This window comes from Pseudomonas vanderleydeniana (genome assembly GCF_014268755.2).
Classification (GTDB): domain Bacteria; phylum Pseudomonadota; class Gammaproteobacteria; order Pseudomonadales; family Pseudomonadaceae; genus Aquipseudomonas; species Aquipseudomonas vanderleydeniana.
This window is the reverse complement of sequence record NZ_CP077093.1, coordinates 6547503-6564111: the sequence shown is the minus strand read 5'-3', so window position 1 is coordinate 6564111 and position 16609 is coordinate 6547503. Positions and strand designations below refer to the sequence as shown.

The window sequence follows — 16609 nt, the reverse complement described above, 5'->3', positions numbered from 1 at the left end:
CCAAAAAGCTGGCATAACGCCAGCGATTTGGCGTCAGCTTAACAGACGTACTGCGTGGAGATGGTGGAATTTAACAGGCCGACCAACCGGTCGTCGCCTGGGGCCATGTGGTGCTGTGCTAAGCTGGCGACCCTTTTTTATCAGTGGAGTCTTGGCGATGAAGGCACGCATCCAATGGGCTGGCGAAGCCATGTTCCTCGGAGAGTCGGGTAGCGGGCATGTGGTGGTGATGGACGGCCCGCCCGAAAGCGGTGGCCGCAACCTGGGTGTGCGCCCCATGGAAATGGTGCTGTTGGGCCTGGGTGGCTGCAGCAACTTCGATGTGGTCAGCATCCTGAAGAAGGCGCGCCAGCCGGTCGAAAGCTGCGAGGCGTTCCTCGAGGCCGAGCGTGCCAGCGAAGATCCGAAGGTGTTCACCAAGATCCACCTGCATTTCGTGGTCAAGGGCCGCGGCCTGAAGGAGTCGCAGGTCAAGCGCGCCATCGAGTTGTCGGCCGAGAAGTACTGCTCGGCCTCGATCATGCTCGGCGCCGCCGGTGTTGCCATCAGCCATGACTACGAGATCGTCGAGCTGGGCTGATGCGTCAGGCGGGCCCTCGCTGTTTGTAGGAGCAGGGCTTGCCCGCGAAGCTCTTGGCTAATTCAAGCGCCCATTCGCGGGCAAGCCACGCTCCTGCAAGATAGCGGGGGCGGTGACCTGTCGGTTCAGATGCGGTAAGTGCTCTTGGTCATGACCTTGGCCAGCATGCTCATGCCGAACTTTACCGGCGCCGGGAAGCGGAAACCGCCGGCGTCGAGTGCCGACTCGGCATGGTGCTCCTCGTCGATGCGCATCTGTTCGAGAATCGCCCGGGATTTTTCATCTTCGGCCGGCAGTTGTTCAAGGTGCTCATTCAGATGCTTGCAGACCTGGTCTTCGGTCGCGGCGACGAAGCCGAGGCTGACCTTGTCGCTGATCAGCCCGGCGACGGCGCCGATACCGAAGGACAAACCATAGAACAACGGATTCAGCACGCTCGGGCTGCTGCCCAGTTGGCGGATACGCTGTTCACACCAGGCCAGGTGGTCGATCTCTTCCTCGGCCGCATGCTCCATGGCCTCACGCACGTGGGGCAGCTTGGCGGTCAGGGCCTGGCCCTGGTACAGCGCCTGGGCACAGACTTCACCGGTATGGTTGATACGCATCAGGCCGGCGACGTGGCGGGTATCTTCCTCGCTCATCTGCGCTTCGGGTTGGACGATGGCCGGCGACGGGCGGTACGGCTGGCCGCTGAAGGGGAGCAAGGTGCGCATCGCGGCATCGGCTTGCAGCAGCAGGCGGTCAATCGGCGAGTAGTGACGTTGGGTAGTCATGCTGACCTCCGGAGGAATCTCGGCCTGCAGTTTACCCCAATCCGCCGCGGAAGGTTTGAGCTGGGTCATCGGCAGGAAGAGCAGGTGGCGCCGGCAGGTGTCTGCCGGGCTTGTCGGTGTGGCGAAGTGCCGCGACCCGGTCGACAAGCCGGCTCGAACGAGAGTCGATCAGCCCGGAGGCCAGTTCATCTGGCGCTGACCCAGCACATGCATGTGGATGTGGTAGACCGTCTGGCCACCTTTCTCGTTGCAGTTCATCACCACGCGAAAGCCTTCCTCGCAACCCAGCTCCAGCGCCAGGCGCTGGGCGGTGAAGAGGATATGGCCAGCCAGTGCCTTGTCGCCTTCGGTCAGGTCATTGAGGGTTGCAATCGGCTTCTTCGGGATGACCAGGAAGTGCACCGGTGCCTGCGGGGCAATATCGTGGAACGCCAGGACCTGGTCGTCTTCGTAGATGATCTTCGCGGGGATTTCCCGGTTGATGATCTTGGTGAACAGAGTATCCACAACGGTTTCTCCATTTGAGTGAGGACGGGCCGGAGTCTGTCTGCAGTGGCCCGCGAGTTCAAGTGTCAGCGTGGGCAATATGCCCGGGTAATCAGGCCGGCCAGCTTGCGCACCATCCAGCGGCTGCCCAGGCGCGGCAGGCGGCTGAGCCAGCGATTGCGCCAGCCCGGGATGATGATCGCGCGATTCCTGTCCAGTGCGCGCACGGTGTACAGCGCGACTTCCTCGGGACTCATCATCATTTTGCTGCGCTTGAGCTTGTCGGCCTGCAATTGGGCGGTATCGAAGAAGGCGGTGCGGGTCAGGCCAGGGCAGAGCACCGAAACCTTGATTCCGGTTTTCTTCAGTTCCTCACGCAAGCCTTCGCTGAAATGCAGCACATAGGCCTTGCTGGCGTAGTAGCTGCTCATCCATGGCGCCGGGTGGAAGGCGGCGATCGAGGCGACGTTGAGGATCTGGCCGCCACCCTGGACCGCCATCAGGTTACCGATGGAATGGCACAGGCGGGTGAGGGCGAGAATGTTCACCTCGATCAGGTCCTGCTCGGTCCCCCAGTCCTGGGCCAGGAATGGGCCGCTGGTGCCCATGCCGGCGCAATTGACCAGCAGATCGATCTGGTGCGTGCCTTCCTCCAGTTCCAGCAGGAAGCCGGACAGGCGCAGCGGCTCGCTCAGGTCGCAGGCACGGAACAGCACCTCGACGCCGAAGCGCTGGGTCAATTCGATGGCAATGCTTTCCAGCCGATCACGTTGGCGGGCAACCAGGATCAGGTTGCGACCGCGGCGCGCCAGGGCTTCGGCCAGGGCCAGGCCGATACCGCTGGAAGCGCCGGTGATCAGGGCGTAACGGGTCATGCAGTTCTCCATGGCAACGGCGCCGAGCCTTGGGACAGGGAGGTCGCAAGGTCAGCGCTGTTTATTTTGCCGATAGTCTACAGGGGCCACGGTTACTTGGCGCTGCTCTCGACTTGAGTGGTGCCCTAGGGGCTGACATGGGACGCGCCCATGCCGATTGCCATGCCGATCAGGAAGACGAAAAGCGTTGCCCCGATCGACAGGATCTTGACCGCAGTGCTGTTTGGCGGGGGCGGTGCACCGTAGCGGTTGGCCGAGGCATTGCCCGGATAGAACATCAGGATGAAGGGAAATACATAGCCGATGAACGGCACCAGCATGAGCAGCCAGGTCCAACCGGACCAGCCGATATCGTGCAGGCGTTGCACGGCTATCTGGATAGTCAGGAGGATGTAGAAAGCCACGGCGACGATCACCACAAGACCTGTGAAGAACGTTGCGCCTTTCAGGATGCCGATCAGTATCGCCAGGAGGGAGAATGTCGCCAGCGCTGCGGTCATGCTCCAGGCCAGGTAGCGCAGTCGACCGATCCGGCCATTGAGGGTGAACACCTTCAGCGGCCCGAAGGTGGGCAAGGTATCTGCGACATTGGCGGCCGGTGGCGCATAAGGTGAATGCGGCTCAGTGCTGGCCGCCGGTGGCGTATACGGCGGGCGCGGTTCACTGATAGCGGGCGGCGGGGTATGGGGCGCAGCCGACTCGCCGAGGGTCGGTGGTGGCACGCTGGCGGGCAGCTCGTTGACATCCGCCAGGCTCAGCTCGATGTTCGGTGCTTCCTCGACGATGCGCGCGTCGATCCCGGTGTTGCGCAGGGCCTCGAGATAACTCTGTGCCTCGGTGGCTGAAAGATCGCGCTTGAGCGCAACCGGTCGGCCACTGAAGAGCTTCTCGACGGATGCGACATCGCTCTTGAACAGCTCGGCGAGGTTGAACTGGGCGGTGGTCTGTTCCACCCCGGGCAGCAACGTGCCGTCGAATACGATTTTGAAACGGGTGTTACTCATTGGGCGTCCCTGTCGCGGCACTGATGGAATGGCGCGTAGTGTAGGCCTGCAAGCAGCTTGCAGGCCACAGGGTTTCGCTAGCGTGGCCAGTGGCTCGACAGCTGTGCGGCCCGGTTCTGGGCCTTGCGGTACTCATCGTCGAGCCGCGCGATCAGTTGGTCGATGCCTGGCAGGTCATCGATTCCGCCGACACCCTGGCCGGCGGACCAGACGGTCTTCCAGGCCTTGGCTTCGTCATTGAGTGGCTTGAGCTTGCTGCCGAAGTCGACTTCACCCTTGCCCTGCAGGGCGGCGAGATCGAAGCCGGCATTTTCCAGGCTCTGGCGCATGAAGCTGGCCGGCACGCCCGAAACGGCGGCGGTGTGCACGATGTCGGCGGCATGGGAATCCAACAGCATCTGCTTGTAGGCGTCGGGAGCGTGGCTCTCGGTGGTACCGATGAAGCGAGTGCCGAGATAGGCCAGGTCAGCCCCCAGCAGTTGCGCCGCGAGGATCTCGTGGCCATGGTTCAGGCAACCGGACAGCAGCAGGGTCTTGTCGAAGAACTGGCGGATCTCGGCAATCAGGGCGAATGGGCTCCAGGTGCCGGCATGCCCGCCGGCACCGGCGGCGACGGCAATCAGTCCATCGACACCGGCCTCGGCGGCTTTCTCGGCATGGCGGCGGGTGGTCACGTCATGGAATACCAGGCCACCATAGCTGTGCACCGCATCCACCACTTCCTTGACCGCACCCAGGCTGGTGATGACGATCGGCACCTGGTGCTCGATGCAGATCTGCAGGTCGGCCTGCAGCCGCGGGTTGCTGTTGTGCACGATCAGGTTGACGGCATAGGGCGCCGGATTGTTCAGCTCCGCCAGGCCGCTTTCGATTTCCTCCAGCCAGGCCTTGAAACCGCTGCTTTCGCGCTGGTTGAGGGCGGGAAAGCTACCCACTACGCCATTGCGGCAGCAGGCCAGGACCAGTTGCGGGTTGGAAATCAGGAACATCGGCGCGGCCACGACAGGCAGGCGCAGGCGTTGTTCGAGCAGGACGGGCAGCGACATGGGCGGTACTCCGGGAATGACGGCTTATTGGCTTAGAACGGTCTGACCACGACCAGAATTACGATAGCCAGCAATATCACAACCGGTACTTCATTGAACCAGCGATAAAAGACATGACTGCGGGTGTTCTCGCCACGGGCAAAACGCTTCACCTGGGCGCCGCACATGTGGTGATAGCCGATGAGCAGCACGACCAGGGTCAGCTTGGCGTGCATCCAGCCGCCCTGGCCGAAGTAGGCGCCGGGGTTGAGACTGATCAGCGCGCCGCCGAAGATCAGCGTAGCGATCATCGCCGGTCCCATGATGCCGCGATACAGCTTGCGCTCCATGACGCTGAAGCGTTCCTGGCTGATGCTGTCCTCGCTCTGGGCGTGGTAGACGAACAGGCGCGGCAAGTAGAACAGGCCGGCGAACCAGCAGACGACACTGACGATGTGCAAGGCTTTGAGCCACAGATAGAGCATTTTTATGATTCCCAGGTTCACGGTGGAGCAAATAGTAGAGTCTTGAGCCTGCGCACGTCACCTTGGCGGTTGTCGCAGGCCCGCGCGCGCCCTATTATCGTGGGCTTTCCAGTGGGTTCGTTGAGGGGCAGGTCATGGTCAAGGTCGGTATCGTCGGCGGCACGGGTTACACCGGTGTCGAATTGCTGCGTCTGTTGGCACAGCATCCGCAGGCAGAGGTGGTGGTCATCACTTCCCGATCCGAGGCCGGGGTGGCCGTGGCCGACATGTATCCGAACCTGCGCGGTCATTACGATGGCCTCAAGTTCAGTGTGCCGGACGTCAAGACCCTGGGCGCCTGCGATGTCGTCTTCTTCGCCACGCCGCACGGCGTTGCCCATGCCCTGGCCGGTGAGCTGCTGTCCGCCGGGACCAAGGTCATCGACCTGTCCGCTGACTTCCGCCTGCAGGACGCCGATGAATGGGCCAAGTGGTACGGTCAGCCGCACGGTGCGCCAGCGCTGTTGGACGAGGCGGTCTACGGTCTGCCGGAAGTGAACCGCGAGAAAATTCGCCAGGCGCGTCTGATTGCCGTGCCGGGTTGCTACCCTACCGCCACCCAGCTCGGTTTCCTGCCACTGCTTGAAGCCGGCCTGGCCGACGCTTCGCGGCTGATTGCCGACTGCAAGTCCGGTGTCAGCGGTGCCGGTCGTGGTGCCAGTGTCGGTTCTCTGTATTCCGAAACCTCGGAAAGCCTCAAGGCCTACGCGGTCAAGGGACATCGTCACCTGCCGGAAATCCGCCAGGGCCTGCGTCGCGCCGCTGGCAAGGAGGTTGGCCTGACCTTCGTTCCGCACCTGACGCCGATGATCCGCGGCATTCACTCCACGCTCTACGCGACCGTGGCGGACCGTTCCGTCGATCTGCAGGCGTTGTTCGAGAAGCGTTATGCCAACGAGCCTTTCGTTGACGTGATGCCAGCTGGCAGCCACCCGGAGACCCGCAGCGTGCGTGGCGCGAACGTCTGCCGGATCGCCGTGCACCGTCCACAGGACGGCGACCTGGTGGTGGTGCTGTCGGTGATCGACAACCTGGTCAAGGGCGCTTCGGGCCAGGCGGTACAGAACCTGAACATCCTGTTCGGCCTGGATGAGCGCCTGGGCCTGTCCCACGCCGGCATGCTGCCTTAAGCGCGGTTCACGCTTCACCGGAAAGGCCCGCCATGCGGGCCTTTTTCCATGGTGCGCGGCGTGGCGGGTTTATTGATATACCCTAACAATAGTTGACCGCTTTTCTAGGAGAAGCGGATAATGCAGGCCATCACGCATTATGGCGGCGTAACGCCGGGAGATTGTCAGCATGAGCGTCGAATCCTTCACCCCCACGGCTTTGCTATTCACCCAAGGTGCGGCGCACAAGGTGAAGAGCCTGGTCGATGAAGAGGGTAATGATCGCTTGAAGCTGCGCGTATTCGTTACGGGCGGCGGTTGTTCAGGGTTTCAGTACGGCTTCACCTTCGATGAGGATGTGGCCGAGGACGACACCATCGTCGAGCGCGAGGGCGTCAGCCTGGTGGTCGACCCGATGAGCTTCCAGTACCTGGCCGGTGCGGAAGTGGATTATCAGGAAGGTCTGGAAGGTTCGCGGTTCGTGATCAAGAACCCGAATGCCACCACCACCTGTGGTTGCGGTTCGTCGTTCTCGATCTGACGGATTGCCAAGCGCTTGACCCGAACGCCGCGAATCTTCGCGGCGTTTTGCTTTGCAGGATTCAGGCGGGGTAGATCGCGCCCAGGATCCGCAGCCCACGCGCGCCGGTTACACTGGGGCGGTTGGTCGGGATGCCCTCAAGGCAGCAGTGGGCCAGCCAGGCGAAAGCCATGGCCTCCACCCAGTCGGGGTCTACGCCGTGGCTTGCGGTGCTGGCTACCCGGGTGCCGGGCAGCAACTGGCCCAGGCGCGTCATCAATGTCGCGTTATGGGCGCCGCCACCACAGACCAGCAACTCCTCGGTAGCGGCCTGGGCATGAGTCAGCGACTCGACAATGGTGCGCGCAGTGAGCTCCAGCAGCGTGGCTTGCACGTTCTCGGCAGCGTACGCGGGCAGGCGTCCCAGGTGCTGCTTGAGCCAGTTCAGGTTGAAGACCTCTCGCCCGGTGCTCTTCGGACCGGTGGTCTGGAAGAACGGATCACCCAGCAGCGCCTGCAGCAACTGTGGCTCGACCTGGCCGCTCGCGGCCCATTGGCCGTTGCGGTCGTAGCTTTCGCCGCGTTGATCGTGAATCCAGGCGTCCAGCAAGACATTACCGGGGCCGCAGTCGAAGCCCGAGACCGGCCTGCCGGGTTCAATCAGGCTCAGGTTGCTGAACCCGCCGATATTCAGTACCGCGCCATTGCCGCTGCGTTTCTCGAACAGGGCCTCGTGAAAGGCCGGGACCAGTGGCGCCCCTTGGCCGCCGGCGGCTACATCGCGGCGTCGGAAATCGCTGACGACGCTGATTCCGGTCAGTTCGGCCAACAGCGCGGGGTTGCCGATCTGCACGGTGAAGCCGCGGGCAGGTTCGTGGCGGATGGTCTGGCCATGGCTGCCGATGGCACGGATCGATTCGGGGGCCAGTGACTGGCGCGCGAGGAGGGCGTTGACACCCTGGGCGGCGAGGGTCGCCCAGTTGTGTTCGGCCAGTGCCGCCCGGGCGATTTCGTCCGGGCCGCTGGCGCACAGGCCGAGCAGTTCGGCGCGTAGTGCGTCAGGCATGGGGATGTAGTGCGTGGACAGCAACTGGATGCCGCTGCCCAGCTCGATCAGCGCGATATCCAGCCCGTCGAGGCTGGTGCCGGACATCACGCCGATGTAGAGCGCCATGATCTAGCGCTTGGCCGAGGCGAGCTTGGTGGCTTTTTCCTGGTCCATGCGCGCCATCAGTGGCTGGCTCTGTTGCAGGAAGCGCGCACGCTCGGACTTGGCGATCGGGTCGGCCATCGGCAGCTTCTGGCTCAGCGGGTCGACGTGAACGCCATTGACCTGGAACTCGTAGTGCAGGTGCGGGCCGGTCGACAGGCCGGTGGTGCCGATGTAGCCGATCACCTGGCCCTGCTTGACGTTGCTGCCGGTCTGCACGCCCTTGGCGAAGCCTTGCATGTGCCCATAGAGGGTACGATAGGCGTTGCCGTGCTGGATGATCACGGTGTTGCCGTAACCGCCGCGGCGACCGGCCAGGATCACCTTGCCATCACCCGCAGCCTTGATTGGCGTGCCGCGTGGGGCGGCGTAGTCGACGCCCTTGTGGGCGCGGATCTTGTTCAGGATCGGGTGCTTGCGGCCCATGGAGAAGCGCGAGCTGATGCGGGCGAAGTCCACCGGAGTACGGATGAACGCCTTGCGCATGCTATTGCCGTCGGCGGTGTAGTAGCTGCTGGTGCCCTGCTTGTTGGTGTAGCGCACGGCGGTATAGGTCTTGCCGCGGTTGGTGAAGCGCGCGGACAGGATGTTGCCGGTGCCGACGGTCTTGCCGTTGACCACCTTCTGTTCGTAGATCACCTCGAATTCATCGCCTGGGCGAATGTCCTGGGCGAAGTCGATGTCGTAGCCGAATACACTGGCCATCTCGCGGGTCAGGCTGTGGGGCATGCCGGCACGTTGGGCGGAGAGCGACAGGGAGCTGTTGATCACGCCGTGCACGTAGGCTGATTGTACGGTGGGCTTGGCGACCACGCGGTTGAAGGTGAAGCCTTTCGGGCCCTTGGTCAGGGTGATGGTTTCCAGGTCGCTGACCTTGCTGTGCAGGTTGTTCAGCTGGCCGTCGGGGCTCAGTTCGAACTCCAGCTTCTGGCCGTGCTTGAGCTGGGAAAACTGCTTGGCCTGCTTGTCGCTGGCCAGGACTTCGTGCACGGCGCCGGCTGGCAGGCCGACTTTTTCGAACAGGGTGGAAAGCGTGTCGCCACGGGCCACGGTCACTTCGCGGTGGCCGGGGGCCTTCTTCTCTTCGACAGCAGGAGCAGGCTCGCTCTTGGCGGTGTTCTTGCTGTCATCGCTGCTGTCTTCGATCTGGGCGAAAGGCGATTCATTGCCTTCATTTGTGGCTTGGTCGAGTTCTACAGCGTCTTTGTCTTGTGTCAGTTGAGTGGCGGTACTTTCCAGTTCAAGGCTCAGGGTCGTCTTTTTGGCTTCGACATCGCTGGATGGAAAGACCAGCAGTGCCAGGCTGAGAAGGGCGGCGATCCCGCTTGCGGCCAGCAAGTGGGTCTTCGGATAAAGCGGCGGCGCTTTAGGCGGTTCTGTGCTCATGAGTGATTTGACTTTGAAAAAGATGAATTGGAAAAGATGAATGACATGATGAAGATGAAATAACTGTATAAAATATAACCAAAACATCCCTGAAGCAAGTCTGTCATGTGTCGGCAGGCCCGAGCTTGGCCGTACGCCGGGCAAAACTTGTATTTGGGCGGCGATCTTGTATGGTTGGTTCCCTTTGAATCTGAGCCTTGCAGGTTGGTTATGAAGTCGGTTGAAGAGCAGCTAGCGCTGATCAAGCGTGGTGCGGAAGAGTTGTTGGTCGAGTCGGAACTGGTCGAGAAGCTCAAGCGCGGCCAGCCGCTGCGTATCAAGGCTGGCTTCGATCCGACGGCGCCGGACCTGCACCTGGGTCATACGGTGCTGATCAATAAGCTGCGCCAGTTCCAGGATCTGGGGCACCAGGTCATTTTCCTGATCGGCGACTTCACCGGCATGATCGGTGACCCGAGTGGCAAGAGCGCAACGCGTCCCCCGCTGACGCGTGAGCAGGTGCTCGATAACGCCGAGACCTATAAATCCCAGGTGTTCAAGATTCTCGATCCGGCCAAGACCGAGGTGGCGTTCAACTCCACCTGGATGGACGAGATGGGGCCGGCGGATTTCATTCGCCTTACTTCGCAGTACACCGTGGCCCGGATGCTCGAGCGTGACGACTTCGACAAGCGCTACAGCTCCAAGCAGCCGATCGCGATCCATGAGTTCCTCTATCCGCTGGTGCAGGGTTATGACTCGGTGGCCTTGCGTGCCGATGTCGAGCTGGGTGGTACCGACCAGAAGTTCAATCTGTTGATGGGGCGTGAGTTGCAGCGCTCCTATGGGCAGGAAGCGCAGTGCATCCTCACCATGCCGTTGCTCGAAGGTCTGGATGGCGTGAAGAAGATGTCCAAGTCCCTGGGTAACTATGTCGGTATCCAGGAGGCGCCGGGCGTGATGTACGGCAAGTTGGTATCGATTCCGGATGCGCTGATGTGGCGCTACTTCGAGCTGCTGAGCTTCCGCTCGATGGATGAGATCAACCAGCTGCGCAAGGATGTCGAGGCGGGGGCCAACCCGCGTGACATCAAGATCCTGCTGGCTGAAGAGATCGTCGCTCGCTTCCATGGTGAAGAGGCCGCTGCCAATGCCCATCGCGGTGCAGGTAACCGCATGAAGGATGGCGAGCTGCCGGAAGATCTGCCGGAAATCGAGCTGGCTGCGGCTGAAGACATGCCGATCGCGGCGATCCTCAACAAGGCGGGTCTGGTCAAGAACTCGGCGATCGCTCGTGACCTGCTGGGTTCCGGTGGTGTGCGGGTGGATGGCGAGGTGGTCGATCGCGCCTTTATCTTCAAGCTGGGTGCTACCCATGTTTGCCAGGCGGGCAAGAAGGCATTTGCCCGGATCACTCTGAAAGCTGAATAACTGCTGCTTCAGAGTCAGATAAGAAAGCCGGCCTCTGGGCCGGCTTTCTGCTTGTTGGCTTTTGCTCTTGATGTTGATTTTGCTTTTGTGGGAACCGGCTTGCTGGCGATCCATCGCAGGCGGCCATCCAGTTAGGTCTCTGGCTATAGAGAGGCCGCCATCGCCAGCAAGCCGGCTTCTACAAGGTCCGAGTTCATCTTTTGACCTTTATGACAGAAATCTGAAAATAACGGTTGACGCTGTTTCTCAGGGGCCTATAATGCGCCCCACTTCCGGCGCGGACTGAACGGAAAACTCCTTGAGATTCAATGAGTTATCAGGTTTCAGGCAGCGCAGTTTCAAATCATCGAAACACGGAAATGGCTGTAAAAGAGGTGTTGACAGCAGCGTGTAACGCTGTAGAATTCGCCTCCCGCTAACGAGAGATCGGAAGCGCAAGTGGTTGAAGTTGAAGAAGAAATTCTGAAAGCTTCTGAAAAAAATCACTTGACAGCAAATGAGGCTGCTGTAGAATGCGCGCCTCGGTTGAGCGAACAGCTCGCCAAACGATCTTTAACAACTGAATCAAGCAATTCGTGTGGGTGCTTGTGGTGTAAGACTGAATAGTCACTAGATTATCAGCAGCGCAAGTGGCCATGCGAGAAATCAAATGAGTCATTTGAGTATGCTGAGCCAAGTTTAGGGTTTTCTCAAAACCCAAGCAGTATTGAACTGAAGAGTTTGATCATGGCTCAGATTGAACGCTGGCGGCAGGCCTAACACATGCAAGTCGAGCGGATGAGAGGAGCTTGCTCTTCGATTCAGCGGCGGACGGGTGAGTAATGCCTAGGAATCTGCCTGGTAGTGGGGGACAACGTTTCGAAAGGAACGCTAATACCGCATACGTCCTACGGGAGAAAGCAGGGGACCTTCGGGCCTTGCGCTATCAGATGAGCCTAGGTCGGATTAGCTAGTAGGTGAGGTAATGGCTCACCTAGGCGACGATCCGTAACTGGTCTGAGAGGATGATCAGTCACACTGGAACTGAGACACGGTCCAGACTCCTACGGGAGGCAGCAGTGGGGAATATTGGACAATGGGCGAAAGCCTGATCCAGCCATGCCGCGTGTGTGAAGAAGGTCTTCGGATTGTAAAGCACTTTAAGTTGGGAGGAAGGGTTGTACGTTAATACCGTGCAATTTTGACGTTACCGACAGAATAAGCACCGGCTAACTCTGTGCCAGCAGCCGCGGTAATACAGAGGGTGCAAGCGTTAATCGGAATTACTGGGCGTAAAGCGCGCGTAGGTGGTTCGTTAAGTTGGATGTGAAATCCCCGGGCTCAACCTGGGAACTGCATCCAAAACTGGCGAGCTAGAGTATGGTAGAGGGTGGTGGAATTTCCTGTGTAGCGGTGAAATGCGTAGATATAGGAAGGAACACCAGTGGCGAAGGCGACCACCTGGACTGATACTGACACTGAGGTGCGAAAGCGTGGGGAGCAAACAGGATTAGATACCCTGGTAGTCCACGCCGTAAACGATGTCAACTAGCCGTTGGGGTCCTTGAGACTTTAGTGGCGCAGCTAACGCATTAAGTTGACCGCCTGGGGAGTACGGCCGCAAGGTTAAAACTCAAATGAATTGACGGGGGCCCGCACAAGCGGTGGAGCATGTGGTTTAATTCGAAGCAACGCGAAGAACCTTACCAGGCCTTGACATGCAGAGAACTTTCCAGAGATGGATTGGTGCCTTCGGGAACTCTGACACAGGTGCTGCATGGCTGTCGTCAGCTCGTGTCGTGAGATGTTGGGTTAAGTCCCGTAACGAGCGCAACCCTTGTCCTTAGTTACCAGCACGTTATGGTGGGCACTCTAAGGAGACTGCCGGTGACAAACCGGAGGAAGGTGGGGATGACGTCAAGTCATCATGGCCCTTACGGCCTGGGCTACACACGTGCTACAATGGTCGGTACAGAGGGTTGCCAAGCCGCGAGGTGGAGCTAATCCCACAAAACCGATCGTAGTCCGGATCGCAGTCTGCAACTCGACTGCGTGAAGTCGGAATCGCTAGTAATCGCGAATCAGAATGTCGCGGTGAATACGTTCCCGGGCCTTGTACACACCGCCCGTCACACCATGGGAGTGGGTTGCACCAGAAGTAGCTAGTCTAACCTTCGGGAGGACGGTTACCACGGTGTGATTCATGACTGGGGTGAAGTCGTAACAAGGTAGCCGTAGGGGAACCTGCGGCTGGATCACCTCCTTAATCGACGACATCAGCTGCACCATAAGTTCCCACACGAATTGCTTGATTCATTGAAGAAGACGATTGGGTCTGTAGCTCAGTTGGTTAGAGCGCACCCCTGATAAGGGTGAGGTCGGCAGTTCGAATCTGCCCAGACCCACCAATTACCTGGTGCACCCTGTAGTCGATACGGGGCCATAGCTCAGCTGGGAGAGCGCCTGCCTTGCACGCAGGAGGTCAGCGGTTCGATCCCGCTTGGCTCCACCATATTCAGCTCCACCATGCAGTTGGCCAGATCGTAGAGCTTAGAAATGAATATTCGATGACGAATATTGATTTCTGAACTTTATCAGAATCGTTCTTTAAAAATTTGGGTATGTGATAGAAAGAAGACTGAACACTACTTTCACTGGTAGTGGATCAGGCTAAGGTAAAATTTGTGAGTACTCTTAATTGAGCGGCAAATTTTCGGCGAATGTCGTCTTCATAGTATAACCAGATTGCTTGGGGTTATATGGTCAAGTGAAGAAGCGCATACGGTGGATGCCTTGGCAGTCAGAGGCGATGAAAGACGTGGTAGCCTGCGATAAGCTTCGGGGAGTCGGCAAACAGACTTTGATCCGGAGATCTCTGAATGGGGGAACCCAACCAGCATAAGCTGGTTATCTTGCACTGAATACATAGGTGCAAGAGGCGAACCAGGGGAACTGAAACATCTAAGTACCCTGAGGAAAAGAAATCAACCGAGATTCCCTTAGTAGTGGCGAGCGAACGGGGACCAGCCCTTAAGTGGCTTTGAGATTAGCGGAACGCTCTGGAAAGTGCGGCCATAGTGGGTGATAGCCCTGTACGCGAAAGTCTCTTAGTCATGAAATCGAGTAGGACGGGGCACGAGAAACCTTGTCTGAATATGGGGGGACCATCCTCCAAGGCTAAATACTACTGACTGACCGATAGTGAACTAGTACCGTGAGGGAAAGGCGAAAAGAACCCCGGAGAGGGGAGTGAAATAGATCCTGAAACCGTATGCGTACAAGCAGTGGGAGCAGACTTTGTTCTGTGACTGCGTACCTTTTGTATAATGGGTCAGCGACTTATATTCAGTGGCGAGCTTAACCGAATAGGGGAGGCGTAGCGAAAGCGAGTCTTAATAGGGCGCTTAGTCGCTGGGTATAGACCCGAAACCGGGCGATCTATCCATGGGCAGGTTGAAGGTTAGGTAACACTGACTGGAGGACCGAACCGACTACCGTTGAAAAGTTAGCGGATGACCTGTGGATCGGAGTGAAAGGCTAATCAAGCTCGGAGATAGCTGGTTCTCCTCGAAAGCTATTTAGGTAGCGCCTCACGTATCACTCCAGGGGGTAGAGCACTGTTTCGGCTAGGGGGTCATCCCGACTTACCAAACCGATGCAAACTCCGAATACCTGGAAGTGCCGAGCGTGGGAGACACACGGCGGGTGCTAACGTCCGTCGTGAAAAGGGAAACAACCCAGACCGTCAGCTAAGGTCCCAAAGTCATGGTTAAGTGGGAAACGATGTGGGAAGGCTTAGACAGCTAGGAGGTTGGCTTAGAAGCAGCCACCCTTTAAAGAAAGCGTAATAGCTCACTAGTCGAGTCGGCCTGCGCGGAAGATGTAACGGGGCTCAAACCATGCACCGAAGCTACGGGTATCACGTAAGTGATGCGGTAGAGGAGCGTTCTGTAAGCCTGTGAAGGTGAGTTGAGAAGCTTGCTGGAGGTATCAGAAGTGCGAATGCTGACATGAGTAACGACAATGGGTGTGAAAAACACCCACGCCGAAAGACCAAGGTTTCCTGCGCAACGTTAATCGACGCAGGGTTAGTCGGTCCCTAAGGCGAGGCTGAAAAGCGTAGTCGATGGAAAACAGGTTAATATTCCTGTACTTCTGGTTATTGCGATGGAGGGACGGAGAAGGCTAGGCCAGCTTGGCGTTGGTTGTCCAAGTTTAAGGTGGTAGGCTGAGATCTTAGGTAAATCCGGGATCTTAAGGCCGAGAGCTGATGACGAGTGTCCTTTAGGACGCGAAGTGGTTGATGCCATGCTTCCAAGAAAAGCTTCTAAGCTTCAGATAACCAGGAACCGTACCCCAAACCGACACAGGTGGTTAGGTAGAGAATACCAAGGCGCTTGAGAGAACTCGGGTGAAGGAACTAGGCAAAATGGCACCGTAACTTCGGGAGAAGGTGCGCCGGTGAGGGTGAAGGACTTGCTCCGTAAGCCCATGCCGGTCGAAGATACCAGGCCGCTGCGACTGTTTATTAAAAACACAGCACTCTGCAAACACGAAAGTGGACGTATAGGGTGTGACGCCTGCCCGGTGCCGGAAGGTTAATTGATGGGGTTAGCGAAAGCGAAGCTCTTGATCGAAGCCCCGGTAAACGGCGGCCGTAACTATAACGGTCCTAAGGTAGCGAAATTCCTTGTCGGGTAAGTTCCGACCTGCACGAATGGCGTAACGATGGCGGCGCTGTCTCCACCCGAGACTCAGTGAAATTGAAATCGCTGTGAAGATGCAGTGTATCCGCGGCTAGACGGAAAGACCCCGTGAACCTTTACTATAGCTTTGCACTGGACTTTGAATTTGCTTGTGTAGGATAGGTGGGAGGCTTTGAAGCGTGAACGCCAGTTTGCGTGGAGCCATTCTTGAAATACCACCCTGGCAACTTTGAGGTTCTAACTCAGGTCCGTTATCCGGATCGAGGACAGTGTATGGTGGGTAGTTTGACTGGGGCGGTCTCCTCCTAAAGAGTAACGGAGGAGTACGAAGGTGCGCTCAGACCGGTCGGAAATCGGTCGCAGAGTATAAAGGCAAAAGCGCGCTTGACTGCGAGACAGACACGTCGAGCAGGTACGAAAGTAGGTCTTAGTGATCCGGTGGTTCTGTATGGAAGGGCCATCGCTCAACGGATAAAAGGTACTCCGGGGATAACAGGCTGATACCGCCCAAGAGTTCATATCGACGGCGGTGTTTGGCACCTCGATGTCGGCTCATCACATCCTGGGGCTGAAGCCGGTCCCAAGGGTATGGCTGTTCGCCATTTAAAGTGGTACGCGAGCTGGGTTTAGAACGTCGTGAGACAGTTCGGTCCCTATCTGCCGTGGACGTTTGAGATTTGAGAGGGGCTGCTCCTAGTACGAGAGGACCGGAGTGGACGAACCTCTGGTGTTCCGGTTGTCACGCCAGTGGCATTGCCGGGTAGCTATGTTCGGAAAAGATAACCGCTGAAAGCATCTAAGCGGGAAACTTGCCTCAAGATGAGATCTCACTGGAACCTTGAGTTCCCTGAAGGGCCGTCGAAGACTACGACGTTGATAGGTGGGGTGTGTAAGCGCTGTGAGGCGTTGAGCTAACCCATACTAATTGCCCGTGAGGCTTGACCATATAACACCCAAGCAATTTGCGAAACGAAGCAGATTGCGGTGTATGAAGACGAAGTGAACCGAAAGTTTGCCACGCA

12 protein-coding genes, 2 tRNA genes and 2 rRNA genes are annotated in these 16609 nt (G+C 58.5%); 8 read left to right on the top strand and 8 right to left on the bottom strand.

The features are described from left to right. Nucleotides 1-157 precede the first annotated feature (157 nt). On the top strand, nt 158-580 hold the full coding sequence (locus HU752_RS29575; RefSeq protein WP_017902860.1) for an OsmC family protein: 423 nt from the start codon (nt 158-160) through the stop codon (nt 578-580). Between the two features lie 125 nt (nt 581-705). Here the strand turns inward: HU752_RS29575 and coq7 are convergent, their stop codons facing one another. The 6 genes from coq7 to hemJ form a co-directional block, all read right to left on the bottom strand. Beyond that, on the bottom strand, nt 706-1353 hold the full coding sequence (gene coq7 / locus HU752_RS29570; RefSeq protein ID WP_186685308.1) for a 2-polyprenyl-3-methyl-6-methoxy-1,4-benzoquinone monooxygenase: 648 nt from the start codon (nt 1351-1353) through the stop codon (nt 706-708). 168 nt (nt 1354-1521) lie between these two features. Continuing rightward, a complete protein-coding gene (locus HU752_RS29565) occupies nt 1522-1860 on the bottom strand; it encodes a histidine triad nucleotide-binding protein (RefSeq protein ID WP_186685306.1) in 339 nt (112 codons plus the stop codon). 65 nt (nt 1861-1925) lie between these two features. Continuing rightward, the gene (locus tag HU752_RS29560) at nt 1926-2714 is read right to left on the bottom strand and encodes an SDR family NAD(P)-dependent oxidoreductase (RefSeq protein WP_186685304.1); all 789 of its coding nucleotides are present in this window, start codon (nt 2712-2714) and stop codon (nt 1926-1928) included. A 125-nt stretch (nt 2715-2839) separates the two neighbouring features. Further along, nucleotides 2840-3718, bottom strand: a complete 879-nt coding sequence (locus HU752_RS29555) for a DUF805 domain-containing protein (protein ID WP_186685302.1) — start codon at nt 3716-3718, stop codon at nt 2840-2842. A gap of 77 nt (nt 3719-3795) precedes the next feature. Then, nucleotides 3796-4764, bottom strand: coding sequence for an NAD(P)H-dependent flavin oxidoreductase (locus HU752_RS29550; protein ID WP_186685300.1), 969 nt, complete (start codon nt 4762-4764; stop codon nt 3796-3798). Between the two features lie 32 nt (nt 4765-4796). After that, nucleotides 4797-5228, bottom strand: coding sequence for a protoporphyrinogen oxidase HemJ (hemJ, locus tag HU752_RS29545; protein ID WP_186685298.1), 432 nt, complete (start codon nt 5226-5228; stop codon nt 4797-4799). Nucleotides 5229-5362: 134 nt separating this feature from the next. On the opposite strand from hemJ, the gene argC reads away from it, so the two are divergent. Both argC and erpA read left to right on the top strand, forming a co-directional pair. Beyond that, on the top strand, nt 5363-6397 hold the full coding sequence (argC, locus tag HU752_RS29540) for an N-acetyl-gamma-glutamyl-phosphate reductase (RefSeq protein WP_186685296.1): 1035 nt from the start codon (nt 5363-5365) through the stop codon (nt 6395-6397). Between the two features lie 169 nt (nt 6398-6566). Beyond that, nucleotides 6567-6917 carry an iron-sulfur cluster insertion protein ErpA gene (erpA, locus tag HU752_RS29535; RefSeq protein ID WP_017902852.1) on the top strand — a complete coding sequence of 117 codons (351 nt, stop codon included), beginning with the start codon at nt 6567-6569 and terminating at the stop codon, nt 6915-6917. Between the two features lie 61 nt (nt 6918-6978). Here the strand turns inward: erpA and HU752_RS29530 are convergent, their stop codons facing one another. Both HU752_RS29530 and HU752_RS29525 read right to left on the bottom strand, forming a co-directional pair. Then, nucleotides 6979-8070 (bottom strand): anhydro-N-acetylmuramic acid kinase, encoded by a 1092-nt coding sequence (locus HU752_RS29530; protein WP_186685294.1) that lies wholly within the window; start codon nt 8068-8070, stop codon nt 6979-6981. Between the two features lie 3 nt (nt 8071-8073). After that, on the bottom strand, nt 8074-9492 hold the full coding sequence (locus HU752_RS29525) for a peptidoglycan DD-metalloendopeptidase family protein (RefSeq protein ID WP_186685292.1): 1419 nt from the start codon (nt 9490-9492) through the stop codon (nt 8074-8076). A gap of 210 nt (nt 9493-9702) precedes the next feature. Here HU752_RS29525 and tyrS point away from each other — a divergent pair, with 210 nt between their 5' ends. The 5 genes from tyrS (at nt 9703) to HU752_RS29500 (ending at nt 16533) form a co-directional block, all read left to right on the top strand. Next, a complete protein-coding gene (gene tyrS / locus HU752_RS29520; protein WP_186685290.1) occupies nt 9703-10902 on the top strand; it encodes a tyrosine--tRNA ligase in 1200 nt (399 codons plus the stop codon). Between the two features lie 708 nt (nt 10903-11610). Continuing rightward, nucleotides 11611-13147, top strand: a 16S ribosomal RNA gene (locus tag HU752_RS29515). A 65-nt stretch (nt 13148-13212) separates the two neighbouring features. Then, nucleotides 13213-13289: transfer RNA gene (locus tag HU752_RS29510), tRNA-Ile, on the top strand. A gap of 28 nt (nt 13290-13317) precedes the next feature. Next, nucleotides 13318-13393, top strand: a tRNA-Ala gene (locus HU752_RS29505). Nucleotides 13394-13642: 249 nt separating this feature from the next. Then, nucleotides 13643-16533, top strand: a 23S ribosomal RNA gene (locus HU752_RS29500). Together the 16S and 23S rRNA genes with 2 tRNA genes alongside form the textbook arrangement of a ribosomal RNA operon. The last annotated feature ends 76 nt before the right edge of the window (nt 16534-16609 follow it).

Coding starts and splice junctions, on each gene's coding strand:
- HU752_RS29525 (WP_186685292.1), bottom strand. CDS start 9,492: ATGAGCACAGAACCGCCTAAAGCGCCGCCGCTTTATCCGAAGACCCAC.
- HU752_RS29550 (WP_186685300.1), bottom strand. CDS start 4,764: ATGTCGCTGCCCGTCCTGCTCGAACAACGCCTGCGCCTGCCTGTCGTG.
- hemJ (WP_186685298.1), bottom strand. CDS start 5,228: ATGCTCTATCTGTGGCTCAAAGCCTTGCACATCGTCAGTGTCGTCTGC.
- HU752_RS29560 (WP_186685304.1), bottom strand. CDS start 2,714: ATGACCCGTTACGCCCTGATCACCGGCGCTTCCAGCGGTATCGGCCTG.
- HU752_RS29555 (WP_186685302.1), bottom strand. CDS start 3,718: ATGAGTAACACCCGTTTCAAAATCGTATTCGACGGCACGTTGCTGCCC.
- HU752_RS29575 (WP_017902860.1), top strand. CDS start 158: ATGAAGGCACGCATCCAATGGGCTGGCGAAGCCATGTTCCTCGGAGAG.
- tyrS (WP_186685290.1), top strand. CDS start 9,703: ATGAAGTCGGTTGAAGAGCAGCTAGCGCTGATCAAGCGTGGTGCGGAA.
- erpA (WP_017902852.1), top strand. CDS start 6,567: ATGAGCGTCGAATCCTTCACCCCCACGGCTTTGCTATTCACCCAAGGT.
- HU752_RS29530 (WP_186685294.1), bottom strand. CDS start 8,070: ATGGCGCTCTACATCGGCGTGATGTCCGGCACCAGCCTCGACGGGCTG.
- argC (WP_186685296.1), top strand. CDS start 5,363: ATGGTCAAGGTCGGTATCGTCGGCGGCACGGGTTACACCGGTGTCGAA.
- coq7 (WP_186685308.1), bottom strand. CDS start 1,353: ATGACTACCCAACGTCACTACTCGCCGATTGACCGCCTGCTGCTGCAA.